This window comes from Streptomyces sp. NBC_00464, assembly GCF_036013915.1.
Taxonomy (GTDB): Bacteria; Actinomycetota; Actinomycetes; order Streptomycetales; family Streptomycetaceae; genus Streptomyces.
Map to the genome: position 1 here is coordinate 1,722,245 of NZ_CP107899.1, position 14,108 is coordinate 1,736,352.

The window sequence follows — 14,108 nt, forward strand, 5'->3', positions numbered from 1 at the left end:
CCGCACCCATTCCACTCCCGACTTCCCCGCCCAGCGGGGTTCGTTGGCTGACGGTGGAGGGTCAGGGGAGGTCGCCGAGGTACACGGGGGTATGCGCGGCTCGGCCGGCGCCGAGGGCGGTGAGGGGGACCTCCAGCCCGAGCGGAAGGAGGACCAACTCGCCGAGGGCGGCCAGGGGATGCCAGACAACGGCCGCCTGTGTGCGGTCCGGCGCCGTCGCCGGGAACTCGGCGTCGGAGTCCAGCCGGGCTTCGAAGTACAGCTGAAGCTGCTGCAACTGCGTGCGGTGATACGGATTTCCGGGGTGCCGCTCCGGCAGGTACTCGCGGACCCAGAGCAGGTCGCCGACACTGACGCGCAGCCCGGTCTCCTCCCGCACCTCACGGGCGACCGCCTCGGCACTCGTCTCACCGGGCTCGACACGTCCGCCGGGCAGCACGTGGAATTCGCGGCCGTTGTCGCGGTGCCGGATCAGGAGGACCCGACGCGCCTGATCCACCACGACCGCGCGGGCACTGACCCGTGGTTCGGCGGCTCGTGCGGGGGTCTCGGCGCCTGGGGGCGCCAGTGCGTCGTCGCTCATCCGCGCAGCCTACGGGGCACATGCTGACGGGCGTGTCGAGGTCGGAACCGCGTGAGACGCTCGCGGAAAGGTACGGGAGGCCGCCCCCCGTGGCGGCCCCCCGTTCCGGCGTTCTCGACGCCCTGTGCTTCGCCGTCAGCCGTCAGCCGTCAGCCGTCAGCCGTCAGCCCATGCTCTTCGCGCCGTCGATCGACTCCCGGATGATGTCGGCATGGCCTGCGTGCTGAGCGGTCTCGGTCACGATGTGCATCAGCACCCGGCGCGCCGACCACTGCGCGGTGGCTTCGAACCACGGGGCCTTGGGCAGCGGCTGGGTGGCGTCCAGGTCGGGGAGGGTGGCAACCAGTTCGTCGGTCCGGCGGGCAACCTCCGCGTAGTCGGCCAGCACGCCGGCCAGCGTCTCGCCGGGCAGCATCCGCATCTCGTCGGCTCGCCGGGCCCAGTCGGCCTCGGTCATCGCGGTGAAGTCCGGCATGGACGACGGGCCGTTCACGATGAAGCCCGCCCAGCTCCGCTCGGCCCCGGTGACGTGCTTGATGAGACCGCCCAGACACAGCTCGCTCACCGTGGTGCGCAGCCCGGCCTGCTCGTCGGTGAGGTCACGCGTGGTGAAGCGGAGGAAGTGCCGGTGCTTGGCCAGCACCTCCAGCAGATCGGCACGCTCGCCGGTGAGGGCCGGGGCGTCGGTCACGTCGTGGGTGGTCGTCTCGCTGACGGTCATGATCTCTGCCTTCTGTCGTTCGTTCCTGCTCCGCCGGTCAAGGAACACGCTAGAAGTCATATAGGTCAGTTCCCGACCTGGATGGCGGAGCAGATTCCCCGATGCCCTGTCTCCGCGTCCTCGTTTCGGCAGAGCGTATGGACGGCCCACCACGACCTGCCAGGATGGCCCGCATGGCGAAGAGCATGCCGGTGCGCCGGCTCGATCTTGGGTACTTCATCCGGCCCGCCTCGGAGACGGACAGCCCGCACCCCCGGGTCGAACCCGTCCTTGCCTACCTGGTGCAACACGACCGGGGGCTGATCCTCTTCGATACCGGCATCGGCGATGCGGACCCCGAGACGGAAGCTCACTACCGCCCCCGCCGCCGCGCGTTGCAGGACGCCCTGTCTGCGTCCGGAGTCGCCCTGGCCGACATCTCCATGGTCGTGAACTGCCATCTGCACTTCGACCACTGCGGCGGGAACCCGCTCCTGGGCGGCAAGCCCATCCTGGTTCAGGACGTCGAGCTGGCCACCGCTCGTCAGGGCGACTACACCTTCGACGAACTCATCGACTTCCCTGGAGCAACCTACGAGGAGGTCGCCGGCGAAACCGAAGTTCGTCCGGGGATCTGGATCATTCCGACGCCTGGGCACACCCAAGGACACCAGTCGCTGGTCATCCGGCAGGGCGACGGCACCGTAGTGCTCGCCGGCCAGGCACACGACTTCGCTTCCCACTTCGCGTCCGAGCAACTGGCCCGCCACGCGAAGCTCCACGGCGCGGAGCAGCCGCTGCCCCCCTATCAGCACTGGCTGGACCGGCTCGCCGACTTCGACCCACGACGCGTGCTCTTCGCCCACGACTGCTCGGTCTGGGAACCGCCGCAATCCGAAGGCCGCTGAACCCGGCCGGCCCGCACCACGATCGGCGCGGACCGGCCGCACACCATCCCGGCGCTGCACCCGTCGTCAGCGCCGGCGGCGGACCTTCAGCGCGTTGTCCGTACGAGTGGTGGGCTTCCCGTCCGGGTCGTTCTGGACGCGCTCGTGCTCCGCGCTGACCAGCACGTCCCACTGCCCCTCGGGGAGTTCGAGGGCGGCGAGCACCTCGTCCGTGGTGGGGAGCTCCATGTCCGCGTGGTCGTGCTCCCAGGCGGGGAAGCCTGCGTGGCCGACGATCAGGAGCACGCCGCCGGGTGCGACCGCCGCGGCGGCCCGGCGCAGGATCTGCTCGCGCGGCAGGTCGCCCATCGAGTGCAGGAACTGCGCGGAGACCAGGTCGTACTCCCCCTCCGGGAAGGAGACCCCGAGGTCGTGGAACTGCCAGTCGATACGGTCTGCGACCCCCGCCTCGGCCCCGTGCTCGGCGGCCCGGTCCAGGGCCACGCGCGAGATGTCGGTGGCGGTGACCTGCCAGCCCTGGCGGGCGAGCCAGACCGCGTCGGCCCCTTCGCCGCACCCGAGGTCCAGGGCGCGCCCGGGGGTCAGATCCTCCACCTCGCGGACGAGTGCGGTGTTGGGGTTGCCGCTCCAGATGCGGTGGCTCTCGCGGTAGCGCTCGTCCCAGAGTTCGGCGTCGGACACCTTGGCCGCGTCGGGTGCGGTGCTGTCGGTTGTCATCGTGTCTCCTGCAGTCCGTGACGTCGGTTTCCGAGGGCCTTCTCGCAGACCTGGCGCTCGGCCTCGGCCGAGAAGGGTGCGCGACGGTCCTCGACCGCGCTCCGGGTGTCCTCGGCGACCAGGTCGCCGTTGATGGCGCGGCCCGCCTTCAGCCCGGCCGAGGCAGCATCGATGACCTGATCCATCAGACTCGCGACGTTACCGGCCACCCACACCCCCGGCACCTCCGTCGCCCCGGCCGGGTCGGCCGCGATGTACGTACCAAGAGTGTGCCCGCCCATCTCCAGCGGCGTGGCGTGCAGCCCGAGGCCGTCGAGCACCCCGGAGCGCGCCGTGAACCGCGGCTGGACCACGACGGCCTCGCGCGGAACGACCCGGCCACCGGCCAGCCGCACCCCGGTCAGGCGGTCGCCGCTCACCTCAAGACCGGTCACCTCCCCGTCCACCACGGCCACGCCCCGCGCCGCCAGCTGCTCGTACTCCTCGTCGCTCGGCTCGGGCGCGTTGTGGAGGAAGAGGGTGACGTCGGCGCTCCACTGCCGCCAGAGCAGCGCCTGGTGGACGGCCATCGGCGTCACGGCCACGATGCCGATCGCCGCGTCCCGGACCTCCCAGCCGTGGCAGTACGGGCAGTGCAGCACGTCCTGCCCCCAGCACTCGGCCAGGCCGGGGATCGGCGGCAGCTCGTCGACGAGCCCGGTGGTGACGAGGAGGCGCCGCGCGGTGACAACGGTCCCGTCCCCCCGCACGACGCGGAACCCGGCGCCGCCCGGCAGCTTCTCCGCCGCCGTGACCTCACCCTCGACGATCTCGGCCCCGTACTGGGACGCCTCCTTGCGGCCCACGGCCACCAGCTCCGAGGGCGGGGTGCCCTCGCGCCCGAGGTAGTTGTGCACGTGGGAAGCGGGTGCGTTGCGCGGGCTGCCCGCGTCGATCACCAGCACCGAACGCCTGGCCCGCCCCAGGGCCAGCGCCCCGCTCAGGCCGGCGGCCCCGCCACCGATCACCACCACGTCGTACGTCTGCGTCATGTCGCTCATGCGAAACACCTCCATCTACGGAAGATGGTGCGCGCAGGGCCCAGATTCGGCAAAGATCCTTGCCGAAGCAGCAAACTCACACCAGACGACCTTGCCGGGACTCCGCTCCCCCACGCCCCACGCATCAGCCAGCACCGAAACCAGCAGCAGCCCGCGCCCGCCTTCGGCGTCGGGACAGGGCTCGGCGCACTGAACGGCCGGGACCTCGCCGTCACCGCTGTCATGCAGCTCGATACGGAGCCTGCCGCCTCCGCCCCGCTCCCAGTAGAGGTGAATACGGAACCCGCGCCCCGGCGGCACCCCATGGACGAGCGCGTTGGTGGCGAGCTCGCTCACACAGAGCAGTACGTCGCCGACATCCACCCCGCACGCCCAGTCGGCCAGCGCCTCGCGCGCGAACCTCCGTACGAGCGGGATCGACCGGCGTTCACGCCGGTAGAACGCCTCACGGAAGGAGGGGAGTTGAGTTGTCTCGTTCATGAGACGAAGGTCACACACCGTCACTACGGTTGATCAGTGCGTCAGGTCGTACATCGCGGCCGTACGACCCCTGACGGGTCGTCCGGTGTCCGTTACGGGGAGAGGCAAGCCATGCAGTCGGCCAAGAGGAACAAGCGCGTCACGTCCTGGCACGTGATCGGCGCCCAGCTCGCCACGTTTCGCAAGGCGGCCGGGATGACGCAGGCGGAGCTCGCGGAGCGGTGTTGTGTGGGCGAGGACACCATCGCGTCGATCGAGCAGGGGCGGCGGCCGCTTCAGGCGGACTTCGCGCGCCAGTTGGACGCACTGCTGGACACGAAGGGGGTGCTGGAGGTCGCGGTGGCGAAGGTGCCACAGAAGGAGCGGTTTCCGGCGTTCGTACAGGACTTCGTGGAGTACGAGCAGGAAGCGGTGACTCTGCTCTCGTACCAGAACCAGGTGGTTCCGGGGCTGCTTCAGACCGAGGCGTACGCGAGAGCTGTGTTCAACTCTCTCTACCCGCCCCTCGAAGCGGAGGAGGTGGACGAGCGGGTCGCTACACGGCTGGACCGGCGAAGCCTCCTGGAACGCAAGCCAAGGCCGATGATGAACTTCCTGCTCGAAGAGGTCATCCTGCGCCGACCGCTCGGCGGGCACGAGGTGCTACGCGAGCAGATTCAGCACCTCCTACTGTGTGCGGAGCTCCCCTTTCTCGGCCTCCAGATCATGGAAACGGGGCGCGAGAGCCACGCCGCCCTCGATGGCCCGATGGTGTTGTTGGAGACTCCCCATCACGATCAACTCGCCTACATTGAGGGCCAGCGCGTGAGCTTCCTCGTCGACGATCTCGACGAGGTCAGCGTCCTTCAGCAGAAATATGGGATGCTCCGATCGCAGGCGCTCTCGCCCGAGGAGAGCATGCGCCTACTGAACGAACTGCTTGGAGAGACATGACCCGCGCAGGACACGGCACAGGGCTCCACTGGTTCAAGTCCAGCTACAGCGGAAGCGAGGGCGGCGACTGCCTCGAAGTCGCCTACGACTGGCACAAGTCCAGTTACAGCGCCAGTGAGGGCGGCAACTGCGTAGAGGTCTCCACCCACCCCGCCGCCGTGCACATCCGCGATTCCAAGGTCACCGACGGCCCCGTCCTCACCGTCCCCCCGCACGCCTGGTCCGCGTTCCTCGACGCCACGGTCTAGCAGCGCGGCAGCGGGCTCATCGGCGGCGACTCCGTCCGCAGCGTCTGCGTCCACCACGCGCTCAGGAATCCGGACACTGCCCCAGCCTGCTCGCAGGGCCACCCCGACCAGCCTGCCGCGGCCGGCCCACGGGCCGCCCTCGGAATCGACCCCGTGGCCTACAACCCCGGGTTCGTCCCCGGCACCGGCCCGCCCGAAACGCGGGACCGGCCTCCCGGTTGCCGGGTCGCCCGTCACAACCCGGCGCGAAGAGCGGCAACGCGCGCGGCGGCGGCATCGAAAGCCGCACCGTCCAGTTGGCCCGATGCCAGCGCGTCCCTCAGGGCGGTCACCGCCTCGTCGCCCTGGGAGACGCTGCGCGACGAGCAGAGCAGCAGGTCCATGCCCGCGGACGCGGCCGTGACGACGCGCTGCGACGTACTGCCGAAGGACTGGAGCGCACCGGCCTCCAGGGCGTCGGTGATCGTGACGCCCGTGTAGCCGAGCCGGTTGCGCAGTTCACCGACGACGGTCGGGGACAGACCGGCGGGGCGCGTGGAGTCCAGGGCGGTGTAGATGGCCCAGGACAGCATGACGAGCTTGGTACCGGCGGCGATCGCGTCCCGGTACGGCACCTCGTCCACGCTGCGAAGGGTGGCCGCGGACGTGGTGATGGTGACGGGGCGGATGTCGGTGTTCTGGCTCGCGGTCGCGGGGCCGAGGCCGGGGAAGTGCTTGGCCGTGGCGGCGACACCGACGGTCTGCTGAGCGGTGATGAAGGTCGAACCGCAACTGGCCACGGAGGCGGCGGACTTGCTGTACGAGCGTTCGTACTGGTCGGTGAAGTCGCCGTTCTGGCGGTAGACGTCGAGGACCGGCGCGAGGTTGACGTTCATGCCGATGCCGGCGAGGTTCATCCCCGCGCCGCTGCCGGTGAAGTCCGCCCACTGGTGCGGATCGGCGGAGGCGCCGACGTCCTTGGCGGACATGACGGGCTCACCGGGCAGACGGCGGATCATGCCGCCTTCCTGGTCCGTCATCAGGAGCAGCGGGGCCTGCACGGGGGCCGAGGCGTGGGCCGCGTTCATCGACTGGATGACGCTCTCGACCTGGCTCAGGTTCTCGATGTTCTCCCCGAAGAAGATCACACCGGCCGTGCGGCCTTCCTTGATGGCGTTCATCAGGGAGGCGGGGGGCGTGAGGCCGGAGTAGGAGTGGATCACGCACTGCCCGGCGCGCTGCTCAGGGGACAGCGCGGCGACCTCGGAGCGTGAGCTCTCCGGCATCCGTACGGCCGCTTGCGAACTTGCCGCCAGCCCCAGCCCGCCGGCCAGAGCCGCAGTTCCGGCGATCAGGGCGCCGCGCCGGCTGAGGGATGGTGTCGAGCTCATGGCTGTTACTCCTTCACGAAGTGTCGTGGAGCCGGGCAGGACCCTCGGGAGGGCACGCGGGGGCCGGGGCGACCGGCGAGACGGCCGCTCCGGCCCCCGTACCCCTCACGCAGAGGCCACGCCCGGGACGGGGCAACGTGTTCCGGCGTCCACCGTCACGGGGTGTTGTTGGCCAGAGCCAGCAGGCGGGAGCGGTCGCCGCTGAAGCGGTCGCGGTCGACGTTGCCGGAGACACCGCTCACCGAGCCGGTGGAGCTGTACTGCCAGACCGTGTAGTACGGGAAGCCCGCCGGGATGCTGGGGGTGCCGGTGGTCCAGTTCGCGACCCACAGCGGGCTGAGGGCGGACATGCCGCTCCAGCCGCCGGTGCAGGTGTTCCACCAGCTCGGGCTGGTGTAGATCACGACGTCACGGCCCGTGCGGGCCTTGTACGTGTTGTAGAAGTCGAGGACCCACTGCCGCATGCCGGCCTGGGAGTAGCCGTAGCAGGTGCCCTCGATGTCCAGCACGCCGGGGAGCGTGAGGTTGTCGCGGGACCATGCGCCGCCGTTGCTCGCGAAGAAGTCCGCCTGGGCCGCGCCGCCGGAGACGTCCGGCCGGGCGTAGTGGTAAGCGCCCCGGATCACGCCCGCGTTGTAGGCGTTCAGGTAGTTCGCGCTGAACGTCGGGTCCTTGTACGACAGGCCCTCGGTCGCCTTCATCCAGGCGAACTCGATGCCCGCGCCGCGGACCGAACTCCAGTTGATGCCTCCCTGCCAGCTGGACACGTCGATGCCTTCGGGGTTCGCCTTGAGATTGGCGTCCGCCCGTGCGCCGAGGTGCAGTTGGCGGGGGTCCGGCTTGAAGTCCTTGCTGTCCTGGACGTAGCCGACGCCCATGTACCCCTTGCCGTACGGCACGGGGTTGTCCGGCACCGGCGCCGACGACGCGGTGCCGGACATCAGGCTCAGCAGCAGCGCGGCGCTCGTGCCGACGACAGCGGCCACGGTGATTCTCTTCCGGGTGGATCTGAGGGAGATATTCCGGGGGAACATGGCGGCCTCCTGCTTGTGGGGGGATGCGATTCCACGACGGTCTACGCGCGTCCGGTTGTCGGGAACACGTCATAGTGAGCCACAGGAGCGCCCGCGGGGTAAATAGTTTTCCCTTTTCGTTAGCGGTCTAGACCTGTCCGCGCCCCAGTGAGCTGCACGAACGACCGGCACTGAAAGAAGTCTTCCGGCCTGCGGGGGCATCGGCGGCCGTCACGAGGGGGATGAGCCGCCCCTGCCGGCTGCGGTGGCGCTTTGGACGCAGTCGCGGAGCAGAGCGCGTCGCCGGTCATGGACGTCATCGGGCTCTTGGCTGTTGGCCGCATAGACATTGCTGACCGGGGACCAGGCCATGGACATGGCGATGACCATGGCCATGATGTCGAACGGGTCACCTGCGCGAACCCGCCCTGCGGCCTGAGCCTCGGCGATGGCCGTGAGTTTGCGGTCGTCGTAGTGCTGGTGCGTCTCGACGAGGTGCCCCACGGGCCGGCGCTCCAGCCGCGTCCAGGTCGCCAGCCGGATGAGGTCGGGGCGGCGCAGGTATTCGTCGTAGAGACGAACGGCCCACTCCGCGAGATCGTCGGCGTCGATGGGCACGACGTTGGTGATGCGCTCCAGCGAGCTGAGGAAGATCGCGTCGAAGAGTCGCTCCTTGTCGCCGAAATAGGCGTACAGCTGCGCCTTGTTGGTGCGCGCCGCCGTCACGACACGTTCGATGCGCGCCCCGGCGATGCCGTGCTGGGCGAACTCTTCGGTGGCGGCGTCCAGGATGCGCTGGTAGGTCGCGGCGCCTCGCGAGGTCTGGGGCTGTTCCGGCATGCCCGCATCCTAGCAAACAGAACAGTTGGTTTGCCTTGAGGCGCGATCGCCCCTACGCTCGGACAGACCGAACAGTCTGTCTGAAGGAGTCACTCATGCGAACGACCACCGGATGGCGGGCGACCGGCCCGACAGGTCTGCGGCGCACGTCGCTGGAGCGCCGCGACCTGCGCCCGGATGACATCGCGGTGCGGGTCGACTACTGCGGCGTGTGCCACACCGACCTGCACGCCCTGCACGCCTATGACCAGCACGCGAAAGCACCCCTGGTGCCGGGTCACGAATTCACCGGCGTGGTGACCGGGACCGGACGGGAGGTCACCACCTTCTCGGTCGGCGACCGCGTCGCGGTGGGCAACATCGTCGACTCCTGCGGCGTGTGTGCCATGTGCGAAGCCGGACAGGAGAATTTCTGCCACTCCTTCCCGACTCTGACCTACGGCGGCACCGACCGGCAGGACGGGTCGGCCACCCTGGGCGGCTACTCCCGCGAGTACGTCGTGCGCGACGCCTTCGCCTACCCGCTCCCCTCCGGCCTCGACCCGGCCGCGGCCGCCCCGCTGATGTGCGCCGGCGTCACCGTCTGGGAACCCCTGCGCTCCCTCGGCGTGGGCCCCGGCAGTCGCGTCGCCGTGGCCGGCCTCGGCGGCCTGGGCCATCTCGCGGTCAAGATGGCCGTGGCACTCGGCGCCACCACGACGGTCGTCAGCCGCACCCATGACAAGCGCGACGACGCCCGCAGGCTCGGCGCTCACGACCTCATCGTTTCCACCGACACCGAGCAGATGGCCACGGCACGCGACACCTTCGACGTCGTCATCGACACCGTCTCCGCCCCTCACGAACTCGCCCCGTATCTGAAGCTGGTGGCGATGGACGGCACCCTCAGCCTCCTCGGGTACCTGGGGCCCGTCACCGTCGAGGCCATGGACCTGCTCGTCGGACGGAAGAAGCTCAGCTCCGCGGGCAGCGGAGGACGCCCGGCGACAGCCGAGATGCTTCGGTTCTGCGCCGACCACGGCATCGCCGCCGACATCGAAGTACTCCCGTCGTCACAGGTGGACACGGCACTCGACCGCCTCCGGCGAAACGACGTCCGCTACCGCTTCGTGCTCGACATGTCCGATCTGGACCGAAGCTGAAGAGACGGGGCTGCCGGGCATGTTCGCGACGACCTCTGGCGGCGGGGCGAGACGGGGGGCCGTTCGTCAGCCCCGGTGGCGCGTCGCCGAGAGGTAGATGCGGCGGGTCGGGATCTCGTCGTCGTACGCCTCGCGGACCGTGCAGTCGTCGACGCGGAAGGCCGCGTCCCCGGCAGCCGTGCGGAGCTCGTACTCCGTGAACTCCGCCCAGTACACGCGCAGATCGCTGCCGAGCGGATCGTCGACCACCCCGTCGCCGGTCCCCTCCTTCGCCACGATCAGCAGCTGCCCGCCGGGGCGGAGCGCCGCGGCCCACGAGGTGAGGGCCGCGGCCAGCTGTCCCTTCGGCTGGTCGTGGAGCGAGTAGTACGAGACCAGCCCGTCCAGCCGCTCCCCCGCGATGTCCCGCTGGTCCATGACCGCGAACCGGCGCGCCGGCCTCTCCTGCCGCGCGAGGGTGACGCAGCGCGGTGAGAGGTCGATTCCGAGGGCGTCGAGACCGTGGGCAGCCAGCAGTTCCGTCACATGGCCGCAGGGACCGCAGCCGACGTCGTACACCCGGCCTCCCTCGGCGACTCGCCCGGCGAACGCGTTCAGGACATCCAGGTCGAAGGGCTTTCCGTCCCACTCGTGGCGGAACATCCGGAGATAGTGGTCGGCGCGCGCGTCCCACGTGCGAACGACATCGGCGGCACTGCCGGGCTCCGGCACGGAGGAGGGCGCATCTGACATGGTCACAATCTAGTGAGGTGGCATCTGACCCGAGGGAGTGGTTTCGCCATGGCGGATGGACAGAGCGAGGTTCCGGACAGCTCCGCGGTACGGGTGGCTCTGTGGCGGGCGCTGCATGTGCAGGTGGACGCTCCGCCCCATGTCATCGAGGACGAGGTCGGGCTGCGACTGGCGGACCCCGACGAGGGGTGGCGACAGCGCCCGGACATGCACCCGCAGGGCACCAGCACCTTCCGGGCCGCCATCGTGGCCCGCGCCCGGTTCATCGAGGACCTGGTCGTGGATCAGGCCGGTCACGGGATCACCCAGTACGTCGTGCTGGGCGCCGGGCTTGACACCTTCGCCCAGCGGAGGCCGGAAATCGCCTCCCGTCTGCGGGTGTTCGAGATCGACCAGCCGGCCACCACGGCATGGAAGGGGCGGCGGCTGAACGAGACCGGCTACGGCGTCCCGGACTGGCTACGCCTCGTACCGGTCGACTTCGAGGCGAGCGAGGACTGGTGGGAGCGGCTGGCCGACGCCGGATTCGATCCCGGGCTCCCGGCGCTCGTCGTCTGCACCGGCGTCACCGTGTACCTCACCAAGGAGGCCACGGCAACGACCCTGCGGCGGCTGGCGGGGCTGGCACCCGGATCGACGCTCGCCATGACGTTCATGCTGCCGACCGAACTTCTCGATGCCGCCGACCGCCCCGCGATGGAGGCCACCAAACCGCAGGCGCAAGCGTCCGGGACGCCGTTCATCAGTTTCTACCGTCCGCAGGAGATGCTGGAGTTGGGGCGCGCCTCGGGATTCGCCGACGTCCGGCATGTGTCGGGGGCCTCGCTCGGCGAACGCTACTTCGCCGGTCGGGCGGACGGGCTGCGGCCGTCGAGCGGCGAGGACCTGTTGGTGGCGACCACCTGACGGGCCCGGAGGCCCGTCAGGTGCCTGCTCAGTCCAGACGCCGACGCAGCCACCAGGCGCTGAACCCGGCCAGGATGCCCGCGAGTGCGGCGAAGATCGCCGTCTCGATCCACTGGAAGGCCCAGTAGCGGTCCCCGGGCTGGTACTCCACCGCCACATGGAAGTCCGACTTCGCGAAGCAGCGCAGCGGGTCGGTCTCCCGTGCGGCACAGCCCGCGCTGCCACGCATCTCCTCGCCGGCGGAGTTCAGTACGGGTCCGAGGTCGGACAGGACCCAGGCCCCGGGCCTGGACAGGCCCACCTTCACCTGGGCGTTCTCCCCGTCGCCCGACAGCAGGATGTCGGTGGCGCTCCATGCGGCACCCTCCGCCGGCCTCCCCTCCTGCGCCGCCATACCGAGGCCGGCGAGTGCCACCTCCGCCCGCACCGGTTCCATGAGCAGCGGCCGGATCGCGTACGGCATCAGGATCTGGACCGCGGCGAAGAGGCCGAGGGTGACCGCCATCGCGGGGACCGTCCGGCGGATCAGCAGGCCGGCGCAGACTCCGACGGTGAAGGCGAACGCGGCGTAGCCGAGTGGTGCGACGCCCCGGCCGTCGAACAGCAGCGGGTCGAAGCGGTTGCTGGTGATCTCGTCGAGCGGCCGGGCCCACCAGGTCACCATGAGGCTGAGCAGACCGGTGACGGCGAGCGAGGACAGGCCGACGGCCGTGAGCTTCACGGCGAGCCAGCGGCTGCGGCTGATGCTCTGGTTCCAGATCAGCCGGTGCGTGCCCGTCTCCAGTTCCCGGGCGATGAGCGGCGCACCCCAGAAGATCCCTATGACGCCCGGCACGACGACGAGCAGTCCCGTGACGAGGGCGGCCAGGGTCTCGTACTCGTGGACGAACGCGTTCTTGGCCGCTTCGCAGGTGGTGGAGCAGCCGGCCACGTCGCCGTCGTACGCGGTCCGCATCTGCGTCCCCGTGATCACGAGGGCGATGCCGACAGCGGCCAGCGCCGCCAGGGCCGCGAGGGTCTGGACGCGGTACTGGCGCCAGGTCAGCCAGATCATCGCTGTGCCTCCGGGGTCATCGTGGCGGTGGCGGTTCTGCCTTCGGCCATGTAGGTGAGGACCAGGTCCTCCAGATCGAGGGGTTCCAGGACCCAGGCGGGGTCGTGGAGGGCGGTGTCGGCTCGCACCAGGAAGGTGCTCTGTCGTTCGGTGTGGGTGGCCTGGAGCACCCGCATCCCCTCCGGGAGGCTCTCCGCGTCACGGCGGGCCGTGGTCAGCCGGAAGTGGGTGGAGATCAGGTCGTCGACGTCTCCGGCGAGCTGGACCCGGGAGGCGACCAGGGAGATCAGGTGGTCGCAGACCCGCTCCAGGTCGGAGACCAGGTGCGAGGAGAGGATGACGGTGGTGCCGTGCTCGGCGACGTGCTCCATGAGCCCCTGGAGGAATTCGCGGCGGGCCAGCGGGTCGAGGGCGGCAACGGGTTCGTCCAGGATGAGCAGTTCGGGGCGCTTGGCGACGGCGAGCGTCAGCGCGACCTGGGCCCGCTGACCGCCGGAGAGCCTGCCGACCCGCTGGGCGGGGTCGAGGCCGAGGTCCCGGATCCTGCCCTCCGCCAGGCCCTTGTCCCAGGTGGGGTTGAGGCGGGCGCCCAGGCGCAGATGGTCGGCGATGGTCAGCGCGGCGTACGTGGGGGTGTCCTGGGCGACGAAGCCGACCTTGGCCAGCTGGGCCGCGTCTGCGGCGGGGCGTCCGCCGACGACCTCGATGGTGCCCGAGGTCGGGGTGATCAGCCCGCAGGCGAGTTGCAGGAGCGTTGACTTCCCTGCCCCGTTGGGGCCGACCAGGCCGACGACCCGGCCGGCGGGCACGCTGAGCGTGCAGTCGGAGAGTGCCTGGCGGCGGCCGTATCGCTTGCCCAGGCCGATGGCTTCCAGAATGGCGGTCATTGCTCCTCTTCGGTGGCCGTACGGAACGTGCTCAGGAACAGGGCCTCGATGCTTTCCTCGTCCAGACCGGCGGCCCGCGCCCGCGTCAGCCATCCGCGCAACTCCTGCCGCAGTGGCTCGTGCTGGGACAGCGAGGCGTCGCTGAGGGTGCTCGACACGAAGGTGCCGACACCGGGCTTCTTGGTCACCAGCCCCTCGTACTCGAGCTCCCGGTACGCCTTGAGCACGGTGTTCGGGTTGATCGCCACTTTCGCCGCGACGTCCTTGACCGTGGGCAGGCGATCCCCCTCGAACAACAGCCCAAGGCGCATGGCCTGTCGGACCTGGTGAACCAGTTGCAGGTACGGCGCGACGCCGGACCGGGCATCGAGGTGGAACTCGATCACCGTCGCCTCTATTCATCTAGGGTCCTAGCACTATAGGACTCTGGCGGTACGTCACGTCAAGGGCCGTCGGAAGGCAGGCGAGGGTCAGGCGGTCCCCCACTCGATCGAGTGGACGTGTCCGGCCCCAGCCGCGATTCAGGCGATATCCCTCCGAACCAGACGCGATCAT

At 69.9% G+C, this 14,108-nt stretch carries 17 protein-coding genes; 5 read left to right on the plus strand and 12 right to left on the minus strand.

Annotated features, from left to right (window positions below; genetic code table 11):
* Positions 1-61: 61 nt before the first annotated feature.
* Positions 62-583: an NUDIX domain-containing protein gene (locus OG912_RS07335; protein ID WP_327708671.1), complete on the minus strand. Its 522-nt coding sequence runs from the start codon at positions 581-583 to the stop codon at positions 62-64.
* A gap of 163 nt (positions 584-746) precedes the next feature.
* Entirely contained in the window at positions 747-1,304 is a 558-nt protein-coding gene (locus tag OG912_RS07340; RefSeq protein ID WP_327708672.1) for a DinB family protein, read from the minus strand.
* A 173-nt stretch (positions 1,305-1,477) separates the two neighbouring features.
* Between OG912_RS07340 and OG912_RS07345 the strand changes: the two genes are divergently transcribed.
* Positions 1,478-2,191, plus strand: coding sequence for an N-acyl homoserine lactonase family protein (locus OG912_RS07345; RefSeq protein ID WP_327708673.1), 714 nt, complete (start codon positions 1,478-1,480; stop codon positions 2,189-2,191).
* A gap of 66 nt (positions 2,192-2,257) precedes the next feature.
* Here the strand turns inward: OG912_RS07345 and OG912_RS07350 are convergent, their stop codons facing one another.
* The 3 genes from OG912_RS07350 to OG912_RS07360 are packed head-to-tail and all read right to left on the minus strand — an operon-like array spanning position 2,258 to position 4,428.
* On the minus strand, positions 2,258-2,908 hold the full coding sequence (locus OG912_RS07350) for an SAM-dependent methyltransferase (RefSeq protein WP_327708674.1): 651 nt from the start codon (positions 2,906-2,908) through the stop codon (positions 2,258-2,260).
* Positions 2,905-3,948: an NAD(P)/FAD-dependent oxidoreductase gene (locus OG912_RS07355; protein ID WP_327708675.1), complete on the minus strand. Its 1,044-nt coding sequence runs from the start codon at positions 3,946-3,948 to the stop codon at positions 2,905-2,907. Before OG912_RS07355 ends, OG912_RS07350 begins: the two co-directional genes overlap by 4 nt.
* 15 nt (positions 3,949-3,963) lie before the next feature.
* The gene (locus OG912_RS07360) at positions 3,964-4,428 is read right to left on the minus strand and encodes an ATP-binding protein (protein WP_327708676.1); all 465 of its coding nucleotides are present in this window, start codon (positions 4,426-4,428) and stop codon (positions 3,964-3,966) included.
* A 111-nt stretch (positions 4,429-4,539) separates the two neighbouring features.
* Here OG912_RS07360 and OG912_RS07365 point away from each other — a divergent pair, with 111 nt between their 5' ends.
* Together OG912_RS07365 and OG912_RS07370 are read left to right on the plus strand one after the other, a co-directional pair.
* Positions 4,540-5,361, plus strand: a complete 822-nt coding sequence (locus OG912_RS07365) for a helix-turn-helix domain-containing protein (RefSeq protein WP_327708677.1) — start codon at positions 4,540-4,542, stop codon at positions 5,359-5,361.
* The gene (locus OG912_RS07370; protein WP_327708678.1) at positions 5,358-5,609 is read left to right on the plus strand and encodes a DUF397 domain-containing protein; all 252 of its coding nucleotides are present in this window, start codon (positions 5,358-5,360) and stop codon (positions 5,607-5,609) included. The genes OG912_RS07365 and OG912_RS07370 overlap by 4 nt, the downstream gene beginning before the upstream one ends.
* A gap of 233 nt (positions 5,610-5,842) precedes the next feature.
* On the opposite strand, the gene OG912_RS07375 is transcribed toward OG912_RS07370, so the two are convergent.
* The 3 genes from OG912_RS07375 to OG912_RS07385 form a co-directional block, all read right to left on the minus strand.
* Entirely contained in the window at positions 5,843-6,979 is a 1,137-nt protein-coding gene (locus tag OG912_RS07375; RefSeq protein WP_327708679.1) for a glycoside hydrolase family 3 N-terminal domain-containing protein, read from the minus strand.
* 155 nt (positions 6,980-7,134) lie between these two features.
* A complete protein-coding gene (locus OG912_RS07380; protein ID WP_326738954.1) occupies positions 7,135-8,013 on the minus strand; it encodes a GH25 family lysozyme in 879 nt (292 codons plus the stop codon).
* A 210-nt stretch (positions 8,014-8,223) separates the two neighbouring features.
* Positions 8,224-8,832, minus strand: coding sequence for a TetR family transcriptional regulator (locus tag OG912_RS07385; protein ID WP_327708680.1), 609 nt, complete (start codon positions 8,830-8,832; stop codon positions 8,224-8,226).
* 95 nt (positions 8,833-8,927) lie between these two features.
* On the opposite strand from OG912_RS07385, the gene OG912_RS07390 reads away from it, so the two are divergent.
* Complete coding sequence (locus OG912_RS07390) at positions 8,928-9,974, plus strand: NAD(P)-dependent alcohol dehydrogenase (RefSeq protein WP_327708681.1); 1,047 nt, start codon at positions 8,928-8,930, stop codon at positions 9,972-9,974.
* A 66-nt stretch (positions 9,975-10,040) separates the two neighbouring features.
* Here OG912_RS07390 and OG912_RS07395 read toward each other — a convergent pair whose 3' ends face one another.
* Positions 10,041-10,706: a class I SAM-dependent methyltransferase gene (locus OG912_RS07395; protein ID WP_327708682.1), complete on the minus strand. Its 666-nt coding sequence runs from the start codon at positions 10,704-10,706 to the stop codon at positions 10,041-10,043.
* Between the two features lie 48 nt (positions 10,707-10,754).
* Here OG912_RS07395 and OG912_RS07400 point away from each other — a divergent pair, with 48 nt between their 5' ends.
* A complete protein-coding gene (locus tag OG912_RS07400; RefSeq protein ID WP_327708683.1) occupies positions 10,755-11,612 on the plus strand; it encodes a class I SAM-dependent methyltransferase in 858 nt (285 codons plus the stop codon).
* Positions 11,613-11,640: 28 nt separating this feature from the next.
* On the opposite strand, the gene OG912_RS07405 is transcribed toward OG912_RS07400, so the two are convergent.
* Genes OG912_RS07405 through OG912_RS07415 form a run of 3 tightly spaced genes read right to left on the minus strand, consistent with a single transcriptional unit; the run spans position 11,641 to position 13,939 of the window.
* Entirely contained in the window at positions 11,641-12,666 is a 1,026-nt protein-coding gene (locus OG912_RS07405) for an ABC transporter permease (protein WP_327708684.1), read from the minus strand.
* Positions 12,663-13,553, minus strand: coding sequence for an ABC transporter ATP-binding protein (locus OG912_RS07410; protein WP_327708685.1), 891 nt, complete (start codon positions 13,551-13,553; stop codon positions 12,663-12,665). Before OG912_RS07410 ends, OG912_RS07405 begins: the two co-directional genes overlap by 4 nt.
* On the minus strand, positions 13,550-13,939 hold the full coding sequence (locus tag OG912_RS07415) for a GntR family transcriptional regulator (RefSeq protein ID WP_326657688.1): 390 nt from the start codon (positions 13,937-13,939) through the stop codon (positions 13,550-13,552). The genes OG912_RS07410 and OG912_RS07415 overlap by 4 nt, the downstream gene beginning before the upstream one ends.
* Positions 13,940-14,108 lie beyond the last annotated feature (169 nt).

Bases quoted from the DNA above. Each gene is read 5' to 3' on its own strand.
- OG912_RS07335 (WP_327708671.1), bottom strand. From the start codon at position 583: ATGAGCGACGACGCACTGGCGCCCCCAGGCGCCGAGACCCCCGCACGA.
- OG912_RS07340 (WP_327708672.1), bottom strand. From the start codon at position 1,304: ATGACCGTCAGCGAGACGACCACCCACGACGTGACCGACGCCCCGGCC.
- OG912_RS07345 (WP_327708673.1), top strand. From the start codon at position 1,478: ATGGCGAAGAGCATGCCGGTGCGCCGGCTCGATCTTGGGTACTTCATC.
- OG912_RS07350 (WP_327708674.1), bottom strand. From the start codon at position 2,908: ATGACAACCGACAGCACCGCACCCGACGCGGCCAAGGTGTCCGACGCC.
- OG912_RS07355 (WP_327708675.1), bottom strand. From the start codon at position 3,948: ATGAGCGACATGACGCAGACGTACGACGTGGTGGTGATCGGTGGCGGG.
- OG912_RS07360 (WP_327708676.1), bottom strand. From the start codon at position 4,428: ATGAACGAGACAACTCAACTCCCCTCCTTCCGTGAGGCGTTCTACCGG.
- OG912_RS07365 (WP_327708677.1), top strand. From the start codon at position 4,540: ATGCAGTCGGCCAAGAGGAACAAGCGCGTCACGTCCTGGCACGTGATC.
- OG912_RS07370 (WP_327708678.1), top strand. From the start codon at position 5,358: ATGACCCGCGCAGGACACGGCACAGGGCTCCACTGGTTCAAGTCCAGC.
- OG912_RS07375 (WP_327708679.1), bottom strand. From the start codon at position 6,979: ATGAGCTCGACACCATCCCTCAGCCGGCGCGGCGCCCTGATCGCCGGA.
- OG912_RS07380 (WP_326738954.1), bottom strand. From the start codon at position 8,013: ATGTTCCCCCGGAATATCTCCCTCAGATCCACCCGGAAGAGAATCACC.
- OG912_RS07385 (WP_327708680.1), bottom strand. From the start codon at position 8,832: ATGCCGGAACAGCCCCAGACCTCGCGAGGCGCCGCGACCTACCAGCGC.
- OG912_RS07390 (WP_327708681.1), top strand. From the start codon at position 8,928: ATGCGAACGACCACCGGATGGCGGGCGACCGGCCCGACAGGTCTGCGG.
- OG912_RS07395 (WP_327708682.1), bottom strand. From the start codon at position 10,706: ATGTCAGATGCGCCCTCCTCCGTGCCGGAGCCCGGCAGTGCCGCCGAT.
- OG912_RS07400 (WP_327708683.1), top strand. From the start codon at position 10,755: ATGGCGGATGGACAGAGCGAGGTTCCGGACAGCTCCGCGGTACGGGTG.
- OG912_RS07405 (WP_327708684.1), bottom strand. From the start codon at position 12,666: ATGATCTGGCTGACCTGGCGCCAGTACCGCGTCCAGACCCTCGCGGCC.
- OG912_RS07410 (WP_327708685.1), bottom strand. From the start codon at position 13,553: ATGACCGCCATTCTGGAAGCCATCGGCCTGGGCAAGCGATACGGCCGC.